Source organism: Ohtaekwangia koreensis, from assembly GCF_900167975.1.
Taxonomy (GTDB): domain Bacteria; phylum Bacteroidota; class Bacteroidia; order Cytophagales; family Cyclobacteriaceae; genus Ohtaekwangia; species Ohtaekwangia koreensis.
Genome location: NZ_FUZU01000003.1, coordinates 1,026,486 through 1,046,718, shown reverse-complemented (window position 1 = coordinate 1,046,718; position 20,233 = coordinate 1,026,486). Strand labels below are relative to the sequence as shown.

Annotated in this window: 13 protein-coding genes; 7 read left to right on the top strand and 6 right to left on the bottom strand. The window is 42.2% G+C overall.

All coding sequences use genetic code 11. The features are described from left to right. The first annotated feature begins 7 nt into the window (after window positions 1–7). Window positions 8–4,390, top strand: a complete 4,383-nt coding sequence (locus B5Y40_RS23355) for a hypothetical protein (RefSeq protein ID WP_079689241.1) — start codon at window positions 8–10, stop codon at window positions 4,388–4,390. A gap of 123 nt (window positions 4,391–4,513) precedes the next feature. Here the strand turns inward: B5Y40_RS23355 and B5Y40_RS23350 are convergent, their stop codons facing one another. From B5Y40_RS23350 to B5Y40_RS23340, 3 genes are all read right to left on the bottom strand, one after another. Further along, window positions 4,514–5,329 (bottom strand): DUF1206 domain-containing protein, encoded by an 816-nt coding sequence (locus tag B5Y40_RS23350; protein WP_079689240.1) that lies wholly within the window; start codon window positions 5,327–5,329, stop codon window positions 4,514–4,516. Window positions 5,330–5,580: 251 nt separating this feature from the next. Continuing rightward, window positions 5,581–7,953: an ABC transporter permease gene (locus tag B5Y40_RS23345; protein WP_079689239.1), complete on the bottom strand. Its 2,373-nt coding sequence runs from the start codon at window positions 7,951–7,953 to the stop codon at window positions 5,581–5,583. A 281-nt stretch (window positions 7,954–8,234) separates the two neighbouring features. After that, window positions 8,235–8,630, bottom strand: a complete 396-nt coding sequence (locus tag B5Y40_RS23340) for a hypothetical protein (protein WP_143785898.1) — start codon at window positions 8,628–8,630, stop codon at window positions 8,235–8,237. Between the two features lie 320 nt (window positions 8,631–8,950). On the opposite strand from B5Y40_RS23340, the gene B5Y40_RS23335 reads away from it, so the two are divergent. The 4 genes from B5Y40_RS23335 to B5Y40_RS23320 all read left to right on the top strand — a co-directional run bounded on the left by B5Y40_RS23335 (window position 8,951) and on the right by B5Y40_RS23320 (window position 15,084). After that, the gene (locus tag B5Y40_RS23335) at window positions 8,951–10,390 is read left to right on the top strand and encodes a serine hydrolase domain-containing protein (RefSeq protein WP_159453792.1); all 1,440 of its coding nucleotides are present in this window, start codon (window positions 8,951–8,953) and stop codon (window positions 10,388–10,390) included. A gap of 111 nt (window positions 10,391–10,501) precedes the next feature. Further along, the gene (gene ligD / locus B5Y40_RS23330) at window positions 10,502–11,911 is read left to right on the top strand and encodes a non-homologous end-joining DNA ligase LigD (protein WP_079689236.1); all 1,410 of its coding nucleotides are present in this window, start codon (window positions 10,502–10,504) and stop codon (window positions 11,909–11,911) included. A 198-nt stretch (window positions 11,912–12,109) separates the two neighbouring features. Next, window positions 12,110–12,451 (top strand): PadR family transcriptional regulator, encoded by a 342-nt coding sequence (locus B5Y40_RS23325; protein ID WP_079689235.1) that lies wholly within the window; start codon window positions 12,110–12,112, stop codon window positions 12,449–12,451. Continuing rightward, the gene (locus B5Y40_RS23320; RefSeq protein ID WP_079689234.1) at window positions 12,451–15,084 is read left to right on the top strand and encodes an FtsX-like permease family protein; all 2,634 of its coding nucleotides are present in this window, start codon (window positions 12,451–12,453) and stop codon (window positions 15,082–15,084) included. The genes B5Y40_RS23325 and B5Y40_RS23320 overlap by 1 nt, the downstream gene beginning before the upstream one ends. Before the next feature lie 218 nt (window positions 15,085–15,302). On the opposite strand, the gene B5Y40_RS23315 is transcribed toward B5Y40_RS23320, so the two are convergent. The 3 genes from B5Y40_RS23315 to B5Y40_RS23305 all read right to left on the bottom strand — a co-directional run bounded on the left by B5Y40_RS23315 (window position 15,303) and on the right by B5Y40_RS23305 (window position 18,535). After that, window positions 15,303–15,614, bottom strand: coding sequence for a hypothetical protein (locus B5Y40_RS23315; RefSeq protein WP_079689233.1), 312 nt, complete (start codon window positions 15,612–15,614; stop codon window positions 15,303–15,305). 96 nt (window positions 15,615–15,710) lie between these two features. After that, window positions 15,711–16,061 (bottom strand): hypothetical protein, encoded by a 351-nt coding sequence (locus B5Y40_RS23310; RefSeq protein WP_079689232.1) that lies wholly within the window; start codon window positions 16,059–16,061, stop codon window positions 15,711–15,713. Then, entirely contained in the window at window positions 16,058–18,535 is a 2,478-nt protein-coding gene (locus tag B5Y40_RS23305; RefSeq protein WP_159453791.1) for a penicillin acylase family protein, read from the bottom strand. Before B5Y40_RS23305 ends, B5Y40_RS23310 begins: the two co-directional genes overlap by 4 nt. 88 nt (window positions 18,536–18,623) lie before the next feature. Between B5Y40_RS23305 and B5Y40_RS23300 the strand changes: the two genes are divergently transcribed. Together B5Y40_RS23300 and kdsA are read left to right on the top strand one after the other, a co-directional pair. Next, entirely contained in the window at window positions 18,624–19,163 is a 540-nt protein-coding gene (locus B5Y40_RS23300; protein ID WP_079689319.1) for a KdsC family phosphatase, read from the top strand. Window positions 19,164–19,172: 9 nt separating this feature from the next. Further along, complete coding sequence (gene kdsA / locus B5Y40_RS23295; RefSeq protein ID WP_079689230.1) at window positions 19,173–19,994, top strand: 3-deoxy-8-phosphooctulonate synthase; 822 nt, start codon at window positions 19,173–19,175, stop codon at window positions 19,992–19,994. The last annotated feature ends 239 nt before the right edge of the window (window positions 19,995–20,233 follow it).

The window sequence follows — 20,233 nt, the reverse complement described above, 5'->3', positions numbered from 1 at the left end:
TATTATTATGAAGATAAAATTTTACCTACTGATATTTTTAATGCTTGGTATATGTACTTCAAGCTTGGCGCAAGGATATGAATGGATAATGAAGATTCGGATTGTATATAAAAATCCAACATGTTCCTTTTCCGAGAAGATTGATATTGGTCACTGTGTCTTTAATGGCAAGACAACTCAGATAGGACTAGGGGAACAAGGGGCTGATGTTTCAGGTAATGAGGCAAACGTAGTCATCAAAGGAACCGGGTGGTCATCTATAGCTGATAAAAAAATATATATAGCAATCAAGGCTACTTGTTCTGATGTATTCTCGTCTACAGATTTAGCGATATTTAATACAGCCTGCAGTAGTACAACGTTTAAAACAACTGGTACAAACCCTGGTGGAAGTACAACCACTACCATTCAATTCTACCCTATACTTAAAGTTGACTCAACAAGAACCTGTGACAAAATTACATTGAATGCGTCTTCATGTTCGTCAACAGGAAGTTATAAATGGGAGTTGTCAGACGATAATGCAAGTTGGAAAACAATCGGGAAAATTACAGAAAGCATCACATTAACACCGGCAGAAATTGTAAGTATCGGTTTTTCTGATCCATATAGTAATAAGTATGTGCGTGTGATTGATCCAGGCTTATCCGACAGAACTTTACCTGCATTGGCTTTTAATCTGTACGCACCATCACCAAGCGTTTCTATCAACGGTAGCACTGATGTTATCTGTAAAGGTGATGCTAATGGGAAGGTAACGCTTCAGATATCTAATACTGTATCACAGGTAAATCAGTTTTATATAAATGGCTATCATGAAGACGGAGGTTTAATGGTTGAGCCGACCGTTTCCACGGGAACCTATCAGATTACAGGATTAAAGGCTGGTAAATGGAGTTTTCAGGTAGTCAATAATTATGTAAAGGATACGTATGGTGCCTGTAATACTAATGTTACCTATACGGTTCTGGAACCTACACAAGTATCCGTTGATTTCAAAACTCAGTTCTACAATGGCTATGCTATAAAATGTAACGGAGGCAGCACCGGAGAAACTACAGCTATAGGTTCGGGGGGTGTAGGTGGCTATAAAGACTTTAGCTGGAGTACGGGAGCAATAACGGAAAATATATCCGGAATTAAAGCAGGTACATATACCGTTACCTTGAAAGATGCAAATGATTGTGAAGCAAAAAATGAAGTGGTTTTACAAGAACCAGTAAAGTTACAAGTCGCTCTGTCAAAGGCTACAGATTATAATAGTTACCCGGTAAGTTGTTGGGACAAAAGTGATGGAGCTATTAAAAGCACGGTGTCAAATGGTATAACAACCGAAGGCTATACGTATCGATGGTCTACTGGAGCCAATACAAGTTCTGTTTCAGGACTTGGTGTCAATGCCTATAGTCTTGCCGTAACGGACGCCAATGGTTGCACCGCTTCATCAAGTCTGGCATTAACTGCACCGCCTAAAATAGATTTTGCGATTAATCAACTCACAACATTAACATGCCCCGGTGATAAAACCGCTATACTGGAAGCCAAGCCGGTTGCCGCTACGATCATTGGGGCTGTACACTATAAATGGGCATCCGGAGAAACGACAGCAAGCGTTGCAGATATAGGGGCTGGTACATATTCCTTGATTGTATCCGATGATCAGGGATGCAGCACAAATAAATCAATAACACTTGATGAACCAGTGGCTAATACTGTATCCATAGTAGCACAGTCAAACTTCAATGGAAGCGTTATCAAATGCAATGGTGATACCAATGGTATACTGGCAGCCCTTGTAAAAGACGAAAATAACAACACTATAACTGCACAGAATTATTCATGGACAGAAAATGAGACAACCTTAGGTGAAAGCCCAACACTCTCTTCCGTTAAAGATCTTGGTGAAGGGCTATATAAAGTCATTATTACCTACCGGAATCAATGCAAAGCGGAAGCATCATATTTTCTTACCGATCCTGATCCGGTTACAGTAGCCGTATCACAGGCCAGCAATTACAACGGTCAGGTTATCAGCTGTTATAATATGACTGATGGAAAGTTGCATGCTATAGCGAGTGGAGGAACAAGTACGCTTGACTTCACCTGGAATACAGGAGCTACTGGTTCTTTGTTATCTGGTGTAGGAGCGGGTTCCTATACTGTTGATGTGAAAGATGTTAATGGATGTACCGGAAGTGGATCAATGGCGCTCGAAAATCCAATACAGGTGCAAGCACAGATAACTGATGTTTCAGATTATTCAGGCTACGGTGTTTCATGCTTCGGCTCGAGTGACGGTACGATAGCTTCGGTTAGCTCGGGTGGAACAGGTATTTATACCTATATGTGGTCAAATGGAAAAACTACTGCCGTTATAGCGAATTTATCAGCCGGAGATTATACGCTGGTCGTATCCGATAATAATGGATGCAAGCAATCCGTTGCGCAAACCATCACAACGCCTACAGCGATTGCATTTACCATCGCTGATCAAAAGAATATTTCATGTTTCGATGGCAATGACGGATTTGTAAAACTACAGGCATCCGGTGGTGTACAAGATTATAGCTATTCAAAAGATAACAAAGCAACATGGCAATCCGAGAATATATTTAGCTTGCTCAAACAAGGAAGTTATACAATCGCCCTACGAGATGGTAACGGGTGTGAAAAAACAGTAGCATCAACATTGATGCAGCCGGCCAAAATCAATATCTCATTTACAGATATACAGCCTGCATTCTGTGGTAACCCTGCCGGAACAGCACGGGCCGTTGTTACGGGAGGTGTGAACGGATATACCTATAGTTGGCAAGATTCAAAAGCCAACGTGATTGACGTGGATGCTACGCTATCCAGTGCAAGGGGAGGAATATATACGTTAACCGTTCATGATAACAATGCTTGTCCTATGACAGGCAGTGTCGGTATAACCAGTACTGACGGTGCTAAGTCCGACTACATCGCTACGGCCACGAAATGTTTTGATTCATCGGATGGCAGCGCAGCAATTACGATTACGGAAGGCGATGGCCCGTTTGTGATTGAATGGCCTGATGGACAAAGTAACCTGCAAGGTATGAATCTGAAGAAAGGTCTCTATGATGTATTGATTACTGATGGTCATAGCTGTACAGTTGTTCAAACCGTAGATATACCGGCACCCAATGCGCTGGCATTAAAAGTTAAGAGCGCAACAATACCGACCTGTAACGGAGTCTGTGATGGGCAACTAACGCTGGAAGCATCCGGAGGTGTTGGAAATTATAGATATGAATGGAACAACAAAACCGGAGCAACACAAACACAACTCTGCGCAGCGATATATCCGGTTGTTTTGAAAGACGGTAACAATTGTACATTGACACAAGACATCGAACTAAAACATCCAGACCCTATTGAAATAACCGTCACCAAATCAACGCTGGCAACCTGTAGAGATGGATGTGACGGCTCATTGGAAGTTGCTGCTATCGGGGGTAACGGAGGATATGAGTATATCTGGGCGAGCGGTGGAAACTCGAACATTAAAACCAATATTTGCCCGGGTTCCTATACCGTAGCCGTTGCAGATGCAAAAGGTTGTAAAGGAGAGAGCACGATTATACTCGACAATACACCTGCATTGCCACTTGATCTCGGGGGCGGTGTTACGCTGTGTGTTGGACAGACCTATACACTGAATGCGGGACCAGATTGGTCTAGTATTGCATGGGAAAGCAACAATGGCTTTACCAGCCAGGAACAACACGTAGTGATAAAAGATGCCGGAAGCTATTGGATTAAGGCGGTAAGTGACAAGGGATGTGTTGCTCAGGATACGTTCTTATTGGAGACATCATACGATTTGCTCAAGGCATCTTTTATGATTCCAAAGGAAGCTGTTGCTGGCGATACCGTTGTAATGATTGATATATCGTGGCCGTTGCCAGAAAAAATTGAATGGAACTATCCTCTTGAAATGACCAAGTTACAGGATAACGGAGACGTGCTATATGGCGAGTTTAGAAATGCGGGGACGTATGAAGTAAGTCTGGCAACACATTTGGGAGAGTGTTTCGACAAGGTAAGTAAAACCATTATCATCCTGGAGGAAGGAGAAGATCCTGAGGGCGGCCGCTTGGGATACGAGGAATACGTAAAGGAATTTATACTACATCCTAATCCCAACAATGGCTCCTTCCATGTAGGTATAGAGCTCAGCGAAGAAACTCCCATTACGGTAAGCGTCTGGCATGCACCAACTGGACTTTTGATTAGGCAAATTCAGAAGAGTGGCGATAGACTTTATCAAATATACTTTGATCTGCGGCCGTTGAGTTCTGGAACCTACATATTACGATTAGACTATGACAAGGGGAAGAAGTATATACGGTTTGTAGTAAATTGAGCTATTAACGCGCTGGCTAACCATGAAGTCGACATCTGTGAATAGGTCCTTCGGTACCAACGACTACCGGATTCCAGCAAACTATATATATAGGAAAGTATACTTGATGTTCGTTATAACACTTTAATCCCTATCAGTATCGTAAGCGACACCGAGAATAAACATAAAGACGCCATAGCAGATTGTGCCAAATGCCACAATTATAAAGTATATATGGCCGACATGATCTCCGATAAAGTCAAACGCTTTATCGGTATTGACCACTAATTTAGCATTCTCTGTAATGCCGGATTTTATCATGAAGAAGCCTATAATTCCGATGATGACACCGCGCGCAATAAAGCCTGACCACGCCATAATCGTTGTAAAGATTTTGAAGGCCTTGCTGTAGTGATCGATATCAATGCGTTCCTTGTAGCCTTTTGTTACACCGTACAGAAATTGTGTTATAGCCGTGACGATAATCAGAAATCCAAAGAGGATAATAATTTCGTTACCCCAGGGCTCTTGCAAAATTGAAGCTACACGTTGCTGCTCTTCGCGGGGTTCACCATTCAGCATAATATTACCTGCATGGAAGAGTACACGAATCGCAGTATAGGCGATCATGATATCGGCAAGGGTACTGAGACACACACCTATTCTCTTGGCAATGCCGGAAGCATGTGAGCCATATCTATATGGATCAGTGAAAGCTTCGTAAAATCTCCAGATAACGTAACACAATGTGCCTGTGAGAATGACATAGATAAAGATCTTCCCTACGAGGTAGTCGTTGACTAATGCCAGCATACTGCTTTCATCAGCACCTCCGTCTCTCACTTTAAAAAAAGAAAGTAGCGCAATCACACCTACAGCAGCGTAGATAAGCGCGGTTGAGATACAACCGTAAACCGGGAAGTAATGTATAAATGATTTTTTTCGTTTTGTAATTGTCACGTGTCACTTTTTGTGGAATCGCTGTCCATTATAAGCATTTCTGTGGACCAAATTGCATTTTCTATTATGAAAATATGCATTGGTTAAGAAGCAATTCTATCTGCTATATAACTATAGATGATCGAACTCTATATTTCTCAGAGGAAATCCTTTATCGTAAAACAGAAAGCCGGTGAAACTATATATAGTTTCACCGGCTCTTCTTACTGTATGCTTTCCGCTAACCTGTAAGCATATCGCTGAATCGAGCGCTACTCTGACCTCAATGATTTTACCGGATTTGCAGTTGCAGCCTTGATCGATTCAAAACTTACGGTGAGCCATGCAATGAAAAGTGCTGCAAAAAACGCGATCAGGAAAATTGTCCAGTCGATTGACACGTGATAGGCAAACCCCTCAAGCCAGCGACTCATTCCATACCAGGAGAGAGGAACAGCGATGACAGTAGCGATCATGATCGGCCGTGTAAATGTAGCCGATAAAAGATATACCAGTTGGAATCCGGAAGCGCCAAGCACTTTGCGTATTCCCATTTCACGTGTGCGCCTTTCCGCGAGGTATGCAGATAAGCCGTAGAGTCCAAGACAGGAAATCACTATAGCCAATATAGCAAACACATTAAAGAGACTGCTCAGTCGTTGCTCGGCTTTATACATGTTGGCTATATCCTGATCAATAAAACTATAATTGAATGGATAGCTCGGATTAATCTCTTTGCAGATTTGCTCAAGTTTAGCGATGGTACTTTCAAGTTCATTTGGTAAAGTTCTCACGATGAGGTAGCCGCCCCAGGTATTCCGATCCAGGAACATCGGTCCTATAGTCTCTTGTACAGGCTTGAAGTTGAAATCTTTTACAACGCCAATGATCGTTCTCTCGGTGCCCCAGATTTTGATCTTGCTTCCCACTGCAGACTTAAGTGGCATGTCCATTGTTTTTAATGCTGTTTCATTTACAATAATATTCACGGAATCAGCTTTGGCATTATCACCATAGCCATGGCCATCAACGAATGTTACTTTGAAAACCTCTTCGAAATTTTCATCAATCGCAGTATTGTAAAACAGAGGTTGAGAGTTCGGATCTTTCCCTGACCACTCCACACTCACGGTTGCACCGGATGAAGAAGTAGGGAGGCCGGAGATGAACGAATAATTAGTAGTCAGCCTTTCGTTACCAAGTATAGTACGGAACGTTTCATATTTCGACCACATTTCTCCTGTCATCGGTATATATAGCAGGTTCTCTTTATCGTAACCAAGATTCATTTGCTGGATATACTTTAACTGACGATATACTATGGTGGTACCGACAATCAATGAAATTGAAACAGTAAACTGGATCACTACCATCGCGTTCCTGAACAAGCCACCCGATGTACCCGATGCAAAATTCCCTTTTAATACAGTGGCCGGTACAAACCCGGAAAGATATAGTGCCGGGTAGCTGCCTGCCAATAAACCTGTAATGATAGTTATACCAAGCAGACCACCCATAAGTTTTATGTTGGTGAAGTCAAGCGAAAGATTTTTTCCTCCGAGTGTATTGAAATAGGGTAGAACAAGAAAGATAACCAGTAATGCGAGCATCAAGGATAGCAACGCAACGACCAGCGACTCTGCAAGAAATTGTCCCATCAGGTGCGGCCGTATAGCGCCCACAACTTTTCGAAGTCCGACTTCTTTTGCACGGCGAGCAGCTCGCGCTGTAGCGAGATTCATGAAATTCAAGCAGGCAACCACGAGTATAAATACAGCAACGATCATGAAGATATATACATTCTGTGCGTTGCCATGTCCTGCGAGGTCAGCCAGAAAGTTGGAGTAAAGATGAATTTTTTCAAGGGGCTGCAACACGAAACTTACTTTTAAGAACGATTCATTCTTTTTGTAGATTGCCTGGATTTTTGTCTCCAGTTCTTTAATGGTTGATTCGGATTGCTTCGCCTTATCAGTAAGCTTTATATAGGTATACCAGTTGAAATTGTCCCAGACGTTATTCTTGAAATCGTTGTTGGTACGCGCGAGAAAACTCATCGGTTGAACAAAATCAAACTGAAGGTGGGAGTTATCCGGTACATTGGCAATAACACCCGTTATCGTAAAGTCTTCTTTATTATTTTTCCGGATCGTTTTTTCAAGCACATCAATACTGCCGAAATACTTTCTGGCCATCTCTTCCGAGATAACAATTCCTTCCGGATTTTCGAGAGCGTGTTCTTTATCACCACGGATAAATTGAAAGGTGAACATCCTGAAGAAATTCGAATCGGCAAACATAATTCCCGGCTCTTCGAATTTGATATCGCCAACCTGTATCAGTTCACGGTTCAAACCACTGGTTCGCACTACATCTTCCACTTCGGGAATCTCATTCTTTATCGCGGGCGCCAGTGGGGCAGAGGTTACCGCGGCATGCACCTTCATCTCGGGAAGAGTGGAGGTAATACGGTATATACGGTTATAATCAGTATGGAACTTGTCATAGCTCAACTCATCATTCACCCACATACCAATGAGCGCAGTACAAGTAATACCGAGTGCAAGTCCTAAGATGTTGATGAATGAGAAACCTTTCTGACGCAGAAGGTTCCGGATGGCGACTTTGATATAGTTTCTGATCATGGAGTTAATGGGTTGCTCTGCTAAGACGCGTGGATATAGTTTAATGTTGCACGGCCGTCAGCACTTTTTTGAGATGATATGAATGATTTCGGATCGAAAATAAACTACAGTAGAACCAATTTAATAAATTGATTCGATTATTAACGAATGAAACTGTCTTTTGGGATGAACATCAGGACATTCAGGATATAGCTGAATGTGTGCATAGAGGTAAAACCAAGGCCGCTGCTATATTCGAAGCAGCTTCTTGGCTATAAGCAGATTTTTATGGTCGGCACATATCAATCCCCTTGATCGAATAGGGTAACAAACTTCTGTTCATTGTAAATTTCGATTCGCGTGATCTTCTGTTTTTTTATTTTTTCCAAATCGGAAAGACTTCTATCGGAGTCCAGGCCGTCCGGATCATTATTTGTGCAATATATATGAAGGGAGATTCCACTTGTTTTGAATTGAAGAATGATACCTGTTTCAACTCCCTTGGATTCCCGGATATAGAATGTTTCGTAATTATCAGAATCGATCAGCACAAGCAGGCTTTGAACTTCGTTCCCTACAAATTTATGAAGCGGAGGCAGGTACAAACTGTCCTGTAGCCGATCCGTTGCGCAAGGTTGCATGGTTGTTGCGCTACCCTGAATGACCACAATTGCCAGAAATGCGATTGTGGTAAGCATTTTAATTTTAGACAAGCCCATTAGCACATATGTTTCCTCTATAGCACGCAAAATGGCCGCCACCCCCAAACGCACAAAATCTTTTTTTGTAAGGCAGCAATGAGTTTTTCCCCGTAAAAAGAGCGCCTAATTGCGGATGAAGGAAAAGGCAGATGCCCGATTTTTATGTTTACATCGCGAAGAGCGATTTGCGATCAGTAGTAGTATAATTTCAACCGTCTTCTGGCATCCTCTGCGTGTAGTTCGTCCGATAAATTTTGATATTATTTTTCGATCGTATAAAATTATAGTGCTACGCTCCATCCATGAAAATATATACCATGAAAATACGAACGGTATCAACCTCCATCATTCTGTTGCTAATCACATACAATGCTATTGCGCAGTTTCCTGATCAATGGATCGAGAAGAAGATCGATAGCTTGTTCTCGGAATATAATTCAGAAACCGCGGGCGTTGCCGTGGTAGTGGTGAAGGACGGAAAGATAGTTTTTAAAAAAGGATATGGAATGGCCAATCTCGAATATGATATTCCCGTCACGACACAAACACCGATGCATATAGGTTCCGTTTCCAAACAGTTCACGGCATTCTCAGTATACCTGTTAGAGCGACAAGGGAAAATTTCATTCGAGGATGACATTCGGAAATATATACCGGAGCTTCCCGATTATGGTAGTCCGATCAGGATCAAACACCTGCTGGCGCATACAAGTGGCCTGCGCGATCAATGGGCTATACATGCACTGGCGGGCTGGCATGAGGAAGATGTAATAACCACAGAACAGATTTTAAAGCTGGCGTCAATACAGAAAGAACTGAACTTCAAAACAGGAACTGCATTCGGATACTGCAACACAGGCTATACTCTTTTAGCAGAAGCGGTCAGTCGAATCACCGGGCAGTCTTTTTCTGATTTTACGAGAGCAAATATTTTTGAACCTCTGGGAATGACCAACTCACTGTTTTATGATGATTACCATAAGACCATAAAAAATCGCGCGTATTCATACCAGTTAAAAGACGGCAAGTTCACAAAAATGGAACAGAGCCATTCCAACGTTGGCCCCTCGAATTTATTGACAACTGCGGAAGACCTGGCAAAGTGGGTCAACAATTTTGATAATCCGATCGTAGGCGATCAAGCATTGATTAAGGCGTTCAACGAAATTTCTGTATTGGACAATAACGAACCCGTTGTATGGGCCATGAGTCAAGAGGATACTATATATCATGCAAAAGGTCAATTACGCAGAAAGCATAAAGGTCTTCCGGTTATCAGTCATGGCGGACATGTTGCCGGATATAGAGCCGTGCTGATGAGGTTTCCTGAAAACAACCTGGCTGTAATTACGTTGAGCAACAATGAACACTATACAATGCTGGGGAAAGTTACGCCACTGATAGATTTGTACCTTCAGGATAAATTTATAGAAGTGCCCAATGTTATTACTACACAGAGCGCAAGTAAAACTCCTGCGGAACCAGAGAAGTATAGCAACCGGTTAACCGACTTTGAAGGTGCTTATCAAAGTGACGAGCTGACCACAGTATATAGATTCAAGATTATAAAGGATACATTGATAATGACGCATCCGCGGCTGAGTGATATGGAACTTTCTCCCATAGGGAAAGACAAATTTTCAGGCGTAAACACGTTTGCTTTCGAACTGGAGTTCATACGGAAAGGAAAGGAAGTGACCAGATTTAAGATTTCAAATTTCGGAGCGAAGAATGTCAAATTCAAGCGCATCAAATAAGCGTATTGACAAAAAAAGCCAAGCTATTAAATATAGTTTCGGCTAAAAAATAGTGTACGCAGAACATCGTGAATGCTTAATTTTATATTTGGACAATCAAGCACTCGCACGATGTTAATTCGCAAGAACACAAAAGCATTCAAGACGATTCTTCAGTTGGTCAAAGACTGTAAAGACAGGGCAGACCGCGAAAAGCTGATACGGCTTTACATCACCAAGGCAGGTCAGTCTATAGATGAGCGGATAAGCGTTGAAGGACTCCAAGGCGATGCCGAATTGTTTTACGACATGGGCTATGAAACGGTGCTGAATAATCTTGAATCATCCAACCATCAGCTCAATAGTAGTGATGAGGTTTCTGGTATATATTACTTTCATAGCAGTTCGAATAAAATATGGGATGAAGCACCATTCGAATTTGACGAAGCGATAAAGAAGGAATTCAGTTCGCTTCCCGAACTTCCTGTCGTTCGAAAAAAAGAGAAAGCTAGGAAATATGATTTCCCTGCTCCTAAGTCGAAAGAGAAACCAGCTGTAACGAAAAAAGAAAAGGCTCGTGCTCCAACGAAGGAAATCAAGATCGTTGAGAAAGCGCCCCGGCAACCTGATTTCAAACTGCGGCACAAGATTCAATTTACAGATCTTGATAAAATCATTTTCAGGCAACCACGGTTGAACAAACAAGATGTACTGAATTACTATAACAAAATATCGGAATATATTTTACCCTATATGAAGGATCGCCCCTTATGGGTACGCCAACAAGCTGAAAGTTTACGTGCTCCGGTAGCATTAAACGTAGCATCACTATTTCAAAGTGACGAAGAGGAGATGCCTGACTGGATTAAACCGATTACCATGCCGAAGGATAAAACACAGTCTATACTTTTATGCAATGATAAAGAGCATGTGTTACTGTATGTAGAACGAGGATATATCGAGTTTAATGTTGCGCACGCGAAAGTAAAGCAGCCTGCCACGCCAGACTATATTCTTATTGTAATTGATTCTCCGGAATTTGAACTTGTAAAGGCTTTGGATGTAACGCTCACGGCCAAGGAGATTTTAGATGGATTGAAGTTACCTTCTTTTATAAAGGCAGATGGTAAATCTGGGCTGCATGTTTATATACCACTCGATTCCAAAAGTAAGTTTGAAACCGCGAAAGCTGTAGCCGAATATATCTGTAATCTTATCAGCCTGAAAATCCCAAATGATGTAGTCCGTGAGGGATCGGGTGGTGATGTGTATGGGAAGGTGTCGTTAGACTATACATGTAATGAGGAAGGAAAAAGTATTGTCGCTCCATACTCTCTGGTAGCCGGACCGTTGGCCACGATTGCAACTCCGCTTCTATGGGAAGAAATAAAGGAGGGGTTAAGATTGGAAGACTTCAATACAGAAACCATCTTTACAAGGCTCAAAAACGTTGGTGATCCGTTCGAAAATTTTTTCAGGAAGAAAGTGAATGCGGATGAACTACTTGAAAGATTGGAAGATAATTATGGTTTCCTTTTCTAAAAATTGCCATCTGCCGGGCAAATTATAGATTACTTTTTCCAACAGTGTAAAAACTTATTCGCGACCGACCAGATTCGATCAGTTATTGTTCAATTGCGTGCACTGACCCGGTAATCCAGTGTCACAGATGGGTATATATAGGGGTTTTAGTTTCTGGCATAGTTATTATTCCTACATTTGGATTAAATTATTCCGGAGATGAAAAAATATCAGTTAGGGGAGTTTGAAGAAATAGTAATCCTGACGATTGGTATACTTAACAACGAAGCGTATAGTGTATCGATAAAAGATGAAATCGAATCCCGGCTTTCACGAACCGTGAGCATGGGAGCGCTGCACACCGCGCTGAAAAGGTTGGAAGACAAAGGCTATCTTAAATCGTACGCTGGGGAGTCCAGTGATGAAAGAGCGGGGAGACCTAAGCGATATTTTGAAATTACCGCCATGGGTAAGAAAGCCATGTTACATGCAAAAGAAACCCGCGAAGAACTTTGGCGGGCTATTCCCAAGACTATATTTCAAATTAACCTGGCAGGCTGATGCGCAAAAAATCAATTCAGTCACCTCCGGGGCTCTTCATGCGTTTCTTTCGTTGGTATTGTCATCCCGAGATGCAGGACTACATCGAAGGCGATCTCCTGGAAGTTTATGAAAGGCGATTAAAGAAATCCGGCAAACGGAAAGCAGATATACTGTTCATCATCGATGTGCTGCTGCTTTTCCGACCTGGAATAATCCGTCCAGCCGAAGTATATATACATGTAAACAACTATACTATGTTCAGAAGTTATTTTAAGATCGGGTGGAGAAACCTGGAACGTAATAAAGCCTATTCTATTATTAATATAGCAGGTCTTGCACTCAGCATGACCTGTGGTATTCTAATTTTTACTTTTGTGACGCATCACCTTAGTTTTGATAACTTCCACAAGGATTCAAACCGTGTTTACAGAATCGTTACAGAATTGCACCGCGATGTAGTGGCCTATAGAAACTGTGTGCCATCACCGTTAGGAGAGTCTTTCCGAAATGACTATACATTTGGCGAAAAGGTAGCGCGTGTCTATACCGAGCGTGATGTGCTTATTACGCTGAAGGAAAAAGACAAAGTATTAAAATACAATGAAACGGATGGACTTGCATTTGCCGAGAAAACATTCTTCGAGATATTCAATTTCCCTTTATTGAAAGGTGATGAAAGATCCGTGCTTGTTGATCCCAATACTGCGGTCATGACCGAAGCCATTGCGCGAAAATACTTTGGCAATGAAGATCCGATTGGTAAAACATTTTGGCTTGGAAATAAATTTCCATTCACGGTAACAGGTATACTCAAGGACTTTCCCGAGAATACAGATTTAAAGGCAGGAATTTTTGTATCCTATGTCACGTTAAAATCCTATAATCCGTGGCTGGCAAATGAGACCGATGGATGGGGAGGCATTCGCGATGGTATGCAATGCTATACACGGCTTCAGCCCAACGTCTCCATTGCACAGGTAGAAAGTGTTATGCCTGCGTATGTAAAGAAACATCGCCCCACCAGCAAGAATGTACACCACTATAAATTGCAACCTCTGAAAGAGATTCACTTCGATGCACGGTATGGTGGTGCTATGGAAAGACAAAAGCTATATATACTATCCATCGTAGGTTTATTTTTAATCGCAACAGCATGCGTAAACTTTGTGAACCTGGCTACAGCGCAAGCTTTAAAGCGCTCGAAGGAGGTTGGTGTACGGAAAGTTTTGGGAAGCCTGAGGCGTCAACTTTTCTGGCAGTTCATTTTTGAGACAGCAATCATCTGCGGGATTGGTATAGTCATGGCTATAGGGTTGGCTTCGCTGATTCTTCCTTATGCGAATAGTCTTTTTAATATACACATGACACTAAATCCATTTGCGGATTACCTGTTGATCTATTTTATAGTGACGCTTGGTGTCGTGGTTACATTTCTGGCCGGATATTATCCAGCACTTGTTTTAGCGAAGTTTCAACCCGTAACAGCATTGAAAGGAAAAGTTACACAACAAAATGTTGGTGGCTTCAATGTGCGTCGCACGCTGATCGTATCGCAGTTTGCGATATCTCAGATACTAATTATAGGAGTGATCGTGGTTGTTAGTCAAATACGATTTGCCAGAGAATCTGATTTGGGTTTTGATCAGGAGGCGATTGTAATGATCGCGACAGGCAACGATGCTAGTCCGACCAGTAAGGAAGCATTGAAAAATGAAATCTCCAGGATACGCGGAGTTCAAGATGTGTCACTCTGCTATACTGCACCTGCGTCTGAAGAAGATTGGGGCAACTCTATCAAATTTAATAATAGCTCGGAAGAAGTCAATTTCAGAACCAGCATAAAATCTGCTGATGCCGATTATGCTTCTACGTTCGGATTGGAATTTGTTGTCGGAAGAAATCTTACACCTTCTGATACAGTAAGAGAAATGTTAGTGAATGAGGCCATGGTACGCAAGCTGGAACTTGAGTCTCCTGAAGATGCTATAGGAAAAGTAATTGTAGCCAATGGCGGTCAAATGGTAGCATCTATTGTAGGTGTGCTGAAAGACTTCCATGATAAATCGTTTCATGAAGAAATAAGTCCTATACTCATTACCACGTATAGCGGTGATTATGAAAACTATGCGGTGAAACTGAATTTGTCAGATGCAAAATCTACCTTGTCTGCCATTGAAGGAGTATGGAGCCAGCAACATCCTGATCAGATTTTTGAATATGAATTTCTGGACGATAGTATAGCAAAGTTTTATGAAAGTGAAGAGACTATGCTCAAATTGATCCAGACGTTCTCACTTATCTCAATTTTCATTGGATGCCTTGGACTATATGGACTAGTGTCTTTCACCGTGACGCAAAAGTCGAAGGAAATAGGTATTCGTAAAATATTGGGTAGCAGTGCGGGAAATATACTTTGGATTTTCTGGAAGGAATTTGCAGGACTTATAATGATTGCGTTCTTGATTGCCGGTCCGCTGGGCTGGTGGCTGATGCGCACGTGGTTGCAGAATTTTAAGTTTCAGGTAGAGATCAGCGCATGGTTTTTTGTACTCGCGATAGGATCTTCATTGTTGGTTGCACTGTTCACCGTTAGCTACCAGGTAATGAAAGCAGCATTTGCAAACCCGGTAAAATCACTGCGAATGGAATAATTATAGCGATATGCTATAGATGCAGATCCGGTTGTATATATAATTTACCGTAGCTAAGCCTCGAAGTTATTTTAACTTCGAGGCTTTACTTATATATCTATATAGGTGATTTTTTTCTATTTTAGAGAAATTAACGTTTGCCCCAGACAACAACTTCTGCCTTGCGGTTAGCAGCATTTTTAGTATCATACCAGAATTCGATCTTATCGATATAGCGCTTATTTCCTTTTCAGATCAACAACGCGGCTGTCAGAACCCTTCGCAAAATTGTGACGCAACTCAACTTCCTGTGTGCCGCCATTTTCAAAATGAACGGTGCATCGGTGCATATTTAGCGCGCCTCCGCGAACTACAATTTTGATGGCTTCGAAATAGCCATCACGATTGGACACGTTGATCACATCACGGTCCAGTCCAAAGTTTACTTTGCGAGAGCCCAGCTCTACCCATTGTTGCACTGCTATAAAGCTGAATAAGCTAAATGCTATAGCACTAATTAAGAATGCCGCCTGTACGTTTTTTGTTTTCATATAGGTACGTGTTTAGGTTTTATTTAACTCAATATAGTATATTCTAAAGCGTTAACACGTATACAAGTGTCCAAATTCAAACAGTTTAACTAAAAATTAATAGTAGTTTCTCTTCTTCTCAGTTTTTAGTAGCGACCCGGTGAGGGTAGCAAAGCCGCCAACAATTGCTCCGAGACAAGCGGTTACAAGCATAAGCAGATTTTTCTCCTTCAAAGGAAAGATCAACGCTACTTTACCGGCAAGATCAACGGCAGCATCACTGTCGATCATCCAGGCGTTGATGAACCACAGGAATCCGATGGCCAGAAACCCTGCGAGAAAGTTGGCCCTCGATTTTAAAAAGTACCCGGCTATAGCAGCTGCTATTGCAAGGCTATACCAGGGAAGAAATGACTCAGCTATAAATGCCAATATAACTATAGCGATTACCTGTATGATAAATTTCATTTGGTTGCAGGATTGAGTTGAAGGGTGGTGATTTTTTCGGAACCGGCATCTTCCAGTTTTTGAAAGAAGCCCAGGCTATAATATTTCCCTGTGCTCCAGGCTGGAACCATGTTGCTATAGTAGGTGCTTCCAGGATTTCCTGATTGTCCACCAGGATATACACCCCATCCTTTGGCCCCGGATTTTTCCAGGCTCACGATCATTCTCCACGAAGGTCCGTTGGTTTTGGAATGCGCATTAACGATGTCGTGATTACCACCGGTGAGCACCCGTACATTCAAAGGTTCCAGGCGAAGTAAATGTCCTATATAACTATCTTTATATACCGACCACCGGGCACCATCGTTTGGTTTCTCGGTGCTGGCTGTTGTTGCAAGTTTAGCTTTCCGTTCCTGTTTCCATTTTTCAATATCTTCAACGCTCAGTGCAAAAGCTTTTCGGAGTACATCTCCCGCCATTTCTTTTTCTGGCGTTCCCTGTATATCAAAGAAAACAAGGTCAGGTTTCTCTTTGATCAACCGGATGGTATTAAAGGTAGTCGGACGCGTAAGTGCAGTCTTGTTTTTATCGAGCTCATCCCAGATCAACGGCATCAATACATCCCACCAGGCTTCATAGTAAGAAGCGCCTTCTGAATCCTTATCATTTATATAGTTCCAATCTTTAAGAATTTGAAACGCCCGGGCCTGTTGTGGGGTGAGATGCGTGGAGTCCAGGTGACTTAGAAATATAGGGAGGCTCTCGGCTGCTTTTAAATTATAGTTGTCGTTTTGCAGCTTCATCATGTCCTCAATAGTAATTCCAGTCAATCCATTAAGTACAGTGTTTATTCTTCTGTTGCGATAGGCTTCGAAATTGGAAGCTGTGATGTAGTAGGGATAAGTGGCATCTACCGGGTATTGATTTGCCGAGCTTACAAAGCCGCGCTCCGGATTTTTATACTGTATGTTTTGTTCGTTTGGTATATAGGCTTGCCAGCCGTTAGTGCTTTTACTGCCATCGAGTATAAATTTTCCTTCATATACTCTTCGCACTGGAAATTTACCTTGCACCCGCATCGCTATATCTCCGGAAGCAGAAGCGAATACAAAATTCTGCGGTGGCGTAGCGTAATGATGAAGGGCATCCGTATAGTCATTATGATTTTTTGCACGATTCAGTTTATAGAACGTCATGAGTTCTTCCGATTCATCGTGCGCCATCCATCGGAAAGCATGCTGCACAAGATTATTCTCTCCATGAAAATCTTCATCGTACGTGATCGGACCCCAGTGCGTATAGATCACGGTGTCGTACACTATATCTTTCCCACGAACGTGGATCTCTTCAATCACTTTTTTAGTTTCTGTCCATTTACCATCGAACATATACTTATCCTTCTTGTCATTCTCGAATTCAATAGCAAACCAATCGACAAGATCGCGTTGAGCGTTTGTAACACTCCACGCAACGGAATCCGTATAGCCTATAATGATAGCAGGAGATCCTGGTAAGGAAGCGCCCATCGCATTGGTGCCGGGTGCATGCAACTGAACAATATACCAGATAGATGGCAGCGACAAATTAAGATGTGGATCGCCACACAGTATAGGCGAACCGCTCGCAGTTTTACTTCCGCTTACAGCCCAGTTGTTACTGCCTGCAGTAGGATCGGAGGGAGGTATTTTTTTTACGTTGATATACTCTTCGGGTACACTGCGTGATATACTATCAAAAGTAATGGGTTTGAATTTCCAAGCATTCGCATGGTCGACAATAGGATCACCGATAGGTTCGCGATCCGGGTATAGCAATTCCACTACGTCTTTACCGTATAGCTTCAGGGTATTGGTCATCTCCATATCCTTGTCGCCCATGCAAAGTGTTTTCGCCATATTTTTTAACAGCAAAGCGCACTTCAGGGGTTTCCACGGTTCAGGTTTGTAATCGAGTAATTTATATTCGAACGGAAGTGTCTTATCATTGAGTGACGCGATATAGGCATTTACGCCTTCGGTATATTTTTCCACCATCATTTTGGTGGTAGGATTTTTCATCATACCGGCCAACGCTTTCTCAGCACCATATACCATCCCGAGTCTTCGGTTAGCCCTATCGTTGTCGAGTGCTACTTCTCCCACAATTTCAGAAACTCTTCCTGCAGCGGCATGCGTTTGAATTTCCATTTGCCAAAGCCTGTGCATGGCGGTAACATAACCCTGCGCCAGGTAAAGATCCTCATCGTTCTCCGCGAATATATGCGGGATCATCAGGCTGTCGAACACGATCGTGACCTTGCCCTTTAACCCCGGAATATCCGGTTGTTCGGGAACACGTGCATCTTTCGATTCGATATTTTGCCAGAATCCATGAAACGGATCGAGGAATCTCCCTAACGGGGGAAGTCGGTTTCCCTTCACCACCAAGCTGTTATCCAGAACGTATACGAGCCCTACAGTGATGAGAAGAGAGATGAGGAACTTAAAAACTTTCATTGACAGTTTAGGTTTGGTGCTTGAAAGTAAAAACCTTTTTCTAATTTTCGGAACACAATTCCGTGAATAAAACACAACCATCAATCGTTTGAAACAGATTCTTGCAAAGTATACCAAAGAACAGGTAAAGAAAGCTGGTAACATTAAAGCTATTTTTTTCGATGTAGACGGTGTGTTATCGGAGGGAAAGATCATCTACGATGAGACTGGTAAGGAGATCAAGAACTTCAATGTGAAGGATGGCCAGATCATCAGCCACCTTCGAAAGGCGGGTATTATTACAGGTGCTATATCCGGGAGAGAATCCGGTGCAACAACAAAACGATGTGCAGAACTCAAGATCGACTTCTGTCACCAGGGAATACTTGATAAGGCATCTACTTTCGAAAAGTTGGTGCAGCACTATAAATTAAAATCCAAAGAAGTTGCATTCATCGGGGATGATATTAATGATCTTGTTGTTTTCAGATTGGCAGGTCTCAGTGTTTGTCCCGCGGATACATTTCAGTATATAAAAGATCGTGTAGACCTTGTAACGCTGACCAAAGGAGGCAACGGTGTATTGCGTGAAGTGGCGGACCTGGTGCTTTCTGCAAGAGGTGAGTTTGAAAAGATTTTAGAAGCGTAAACTATAAACATGGAAATATTCAAGGATAAAGTTCAGATCGCAGACAAGATCACGCTGGGTGGAGACAAGATGGTTTTGTTTGGCGGTCCTTGTGCAGCGGAGAGTTATGAAATATGTATTCAAACCGGAAGCAAAGTAAAAGAGCTCTGCGAGAAGCTGGACATTCAATATGTATTCAAGTCTTCATTCGATAAAGCAAACCGAACTTCGTCAGGTTCCTATAGGGGACCGTCAAAAGAAGATGGTCTCGAAATACTGGCGCGTGTAAAAAAAGAATTGAATGTACCCATCGTAACGGACGTTCATGAATCGTATCAATGTGCAGAAGCTGCAGAGGTTGCTGATGTATTACAGATCCCTGCCTTCTTATGTCGCCAGACAGATTTACTAAAGGCTGCGGCTCGTACAGGTAAAGCTGTAAAAATTAAGAAAGGTCAGTTCATGGCTCCTGAAGACATGAAGTATGCCGTTGATAAAGTACGCGGAGAAAATAATAACAATGTATTTCTGACGGAGCGCGGTGCAAGTTTTGGATATCATACTTTGATTGTTGACATCCGTTCGTTGCCTATCATGCGTCAATATACTCCGGTGATCTTTGATGTAACACATTCTGTTCAACAACCCGGAGGCAAAGGCGGATCATCCGGAGGTCAACGTGAGTTTGCTCCGTTCCTCGCTCGTGCTGCTGCCGCTGCTGGAGTAGATGGTTTCTTCATCGAAACACATCCAAATCCTGAAGTTGCATTAAGTGACGGCCCCAATATGATTCCATTGCACCAGATGGAAGACTTCCTCAAAATGCTCAAGCGTTATTGGGAGATTCGCTAAGCCATTATTGGTTGCTTGTTAATCGTTATCTGTTCTATAGTATATCTATAGCGGGTAACGATTAACTGGTGTCGGCTTAAAGGAACTCAAGTGTGAAATACTTAAGTACACAACTTCTCGGGAGTAGGTGCCCATTTGACAACGTCTTTTGTGAAAAATTTGAAAGGCTTCGTTAAGTCAGTCCCAGAAGTTTTTAGCTGTAATCAATAAGATTAGATTGGGCAAGTTTTGAACATTTC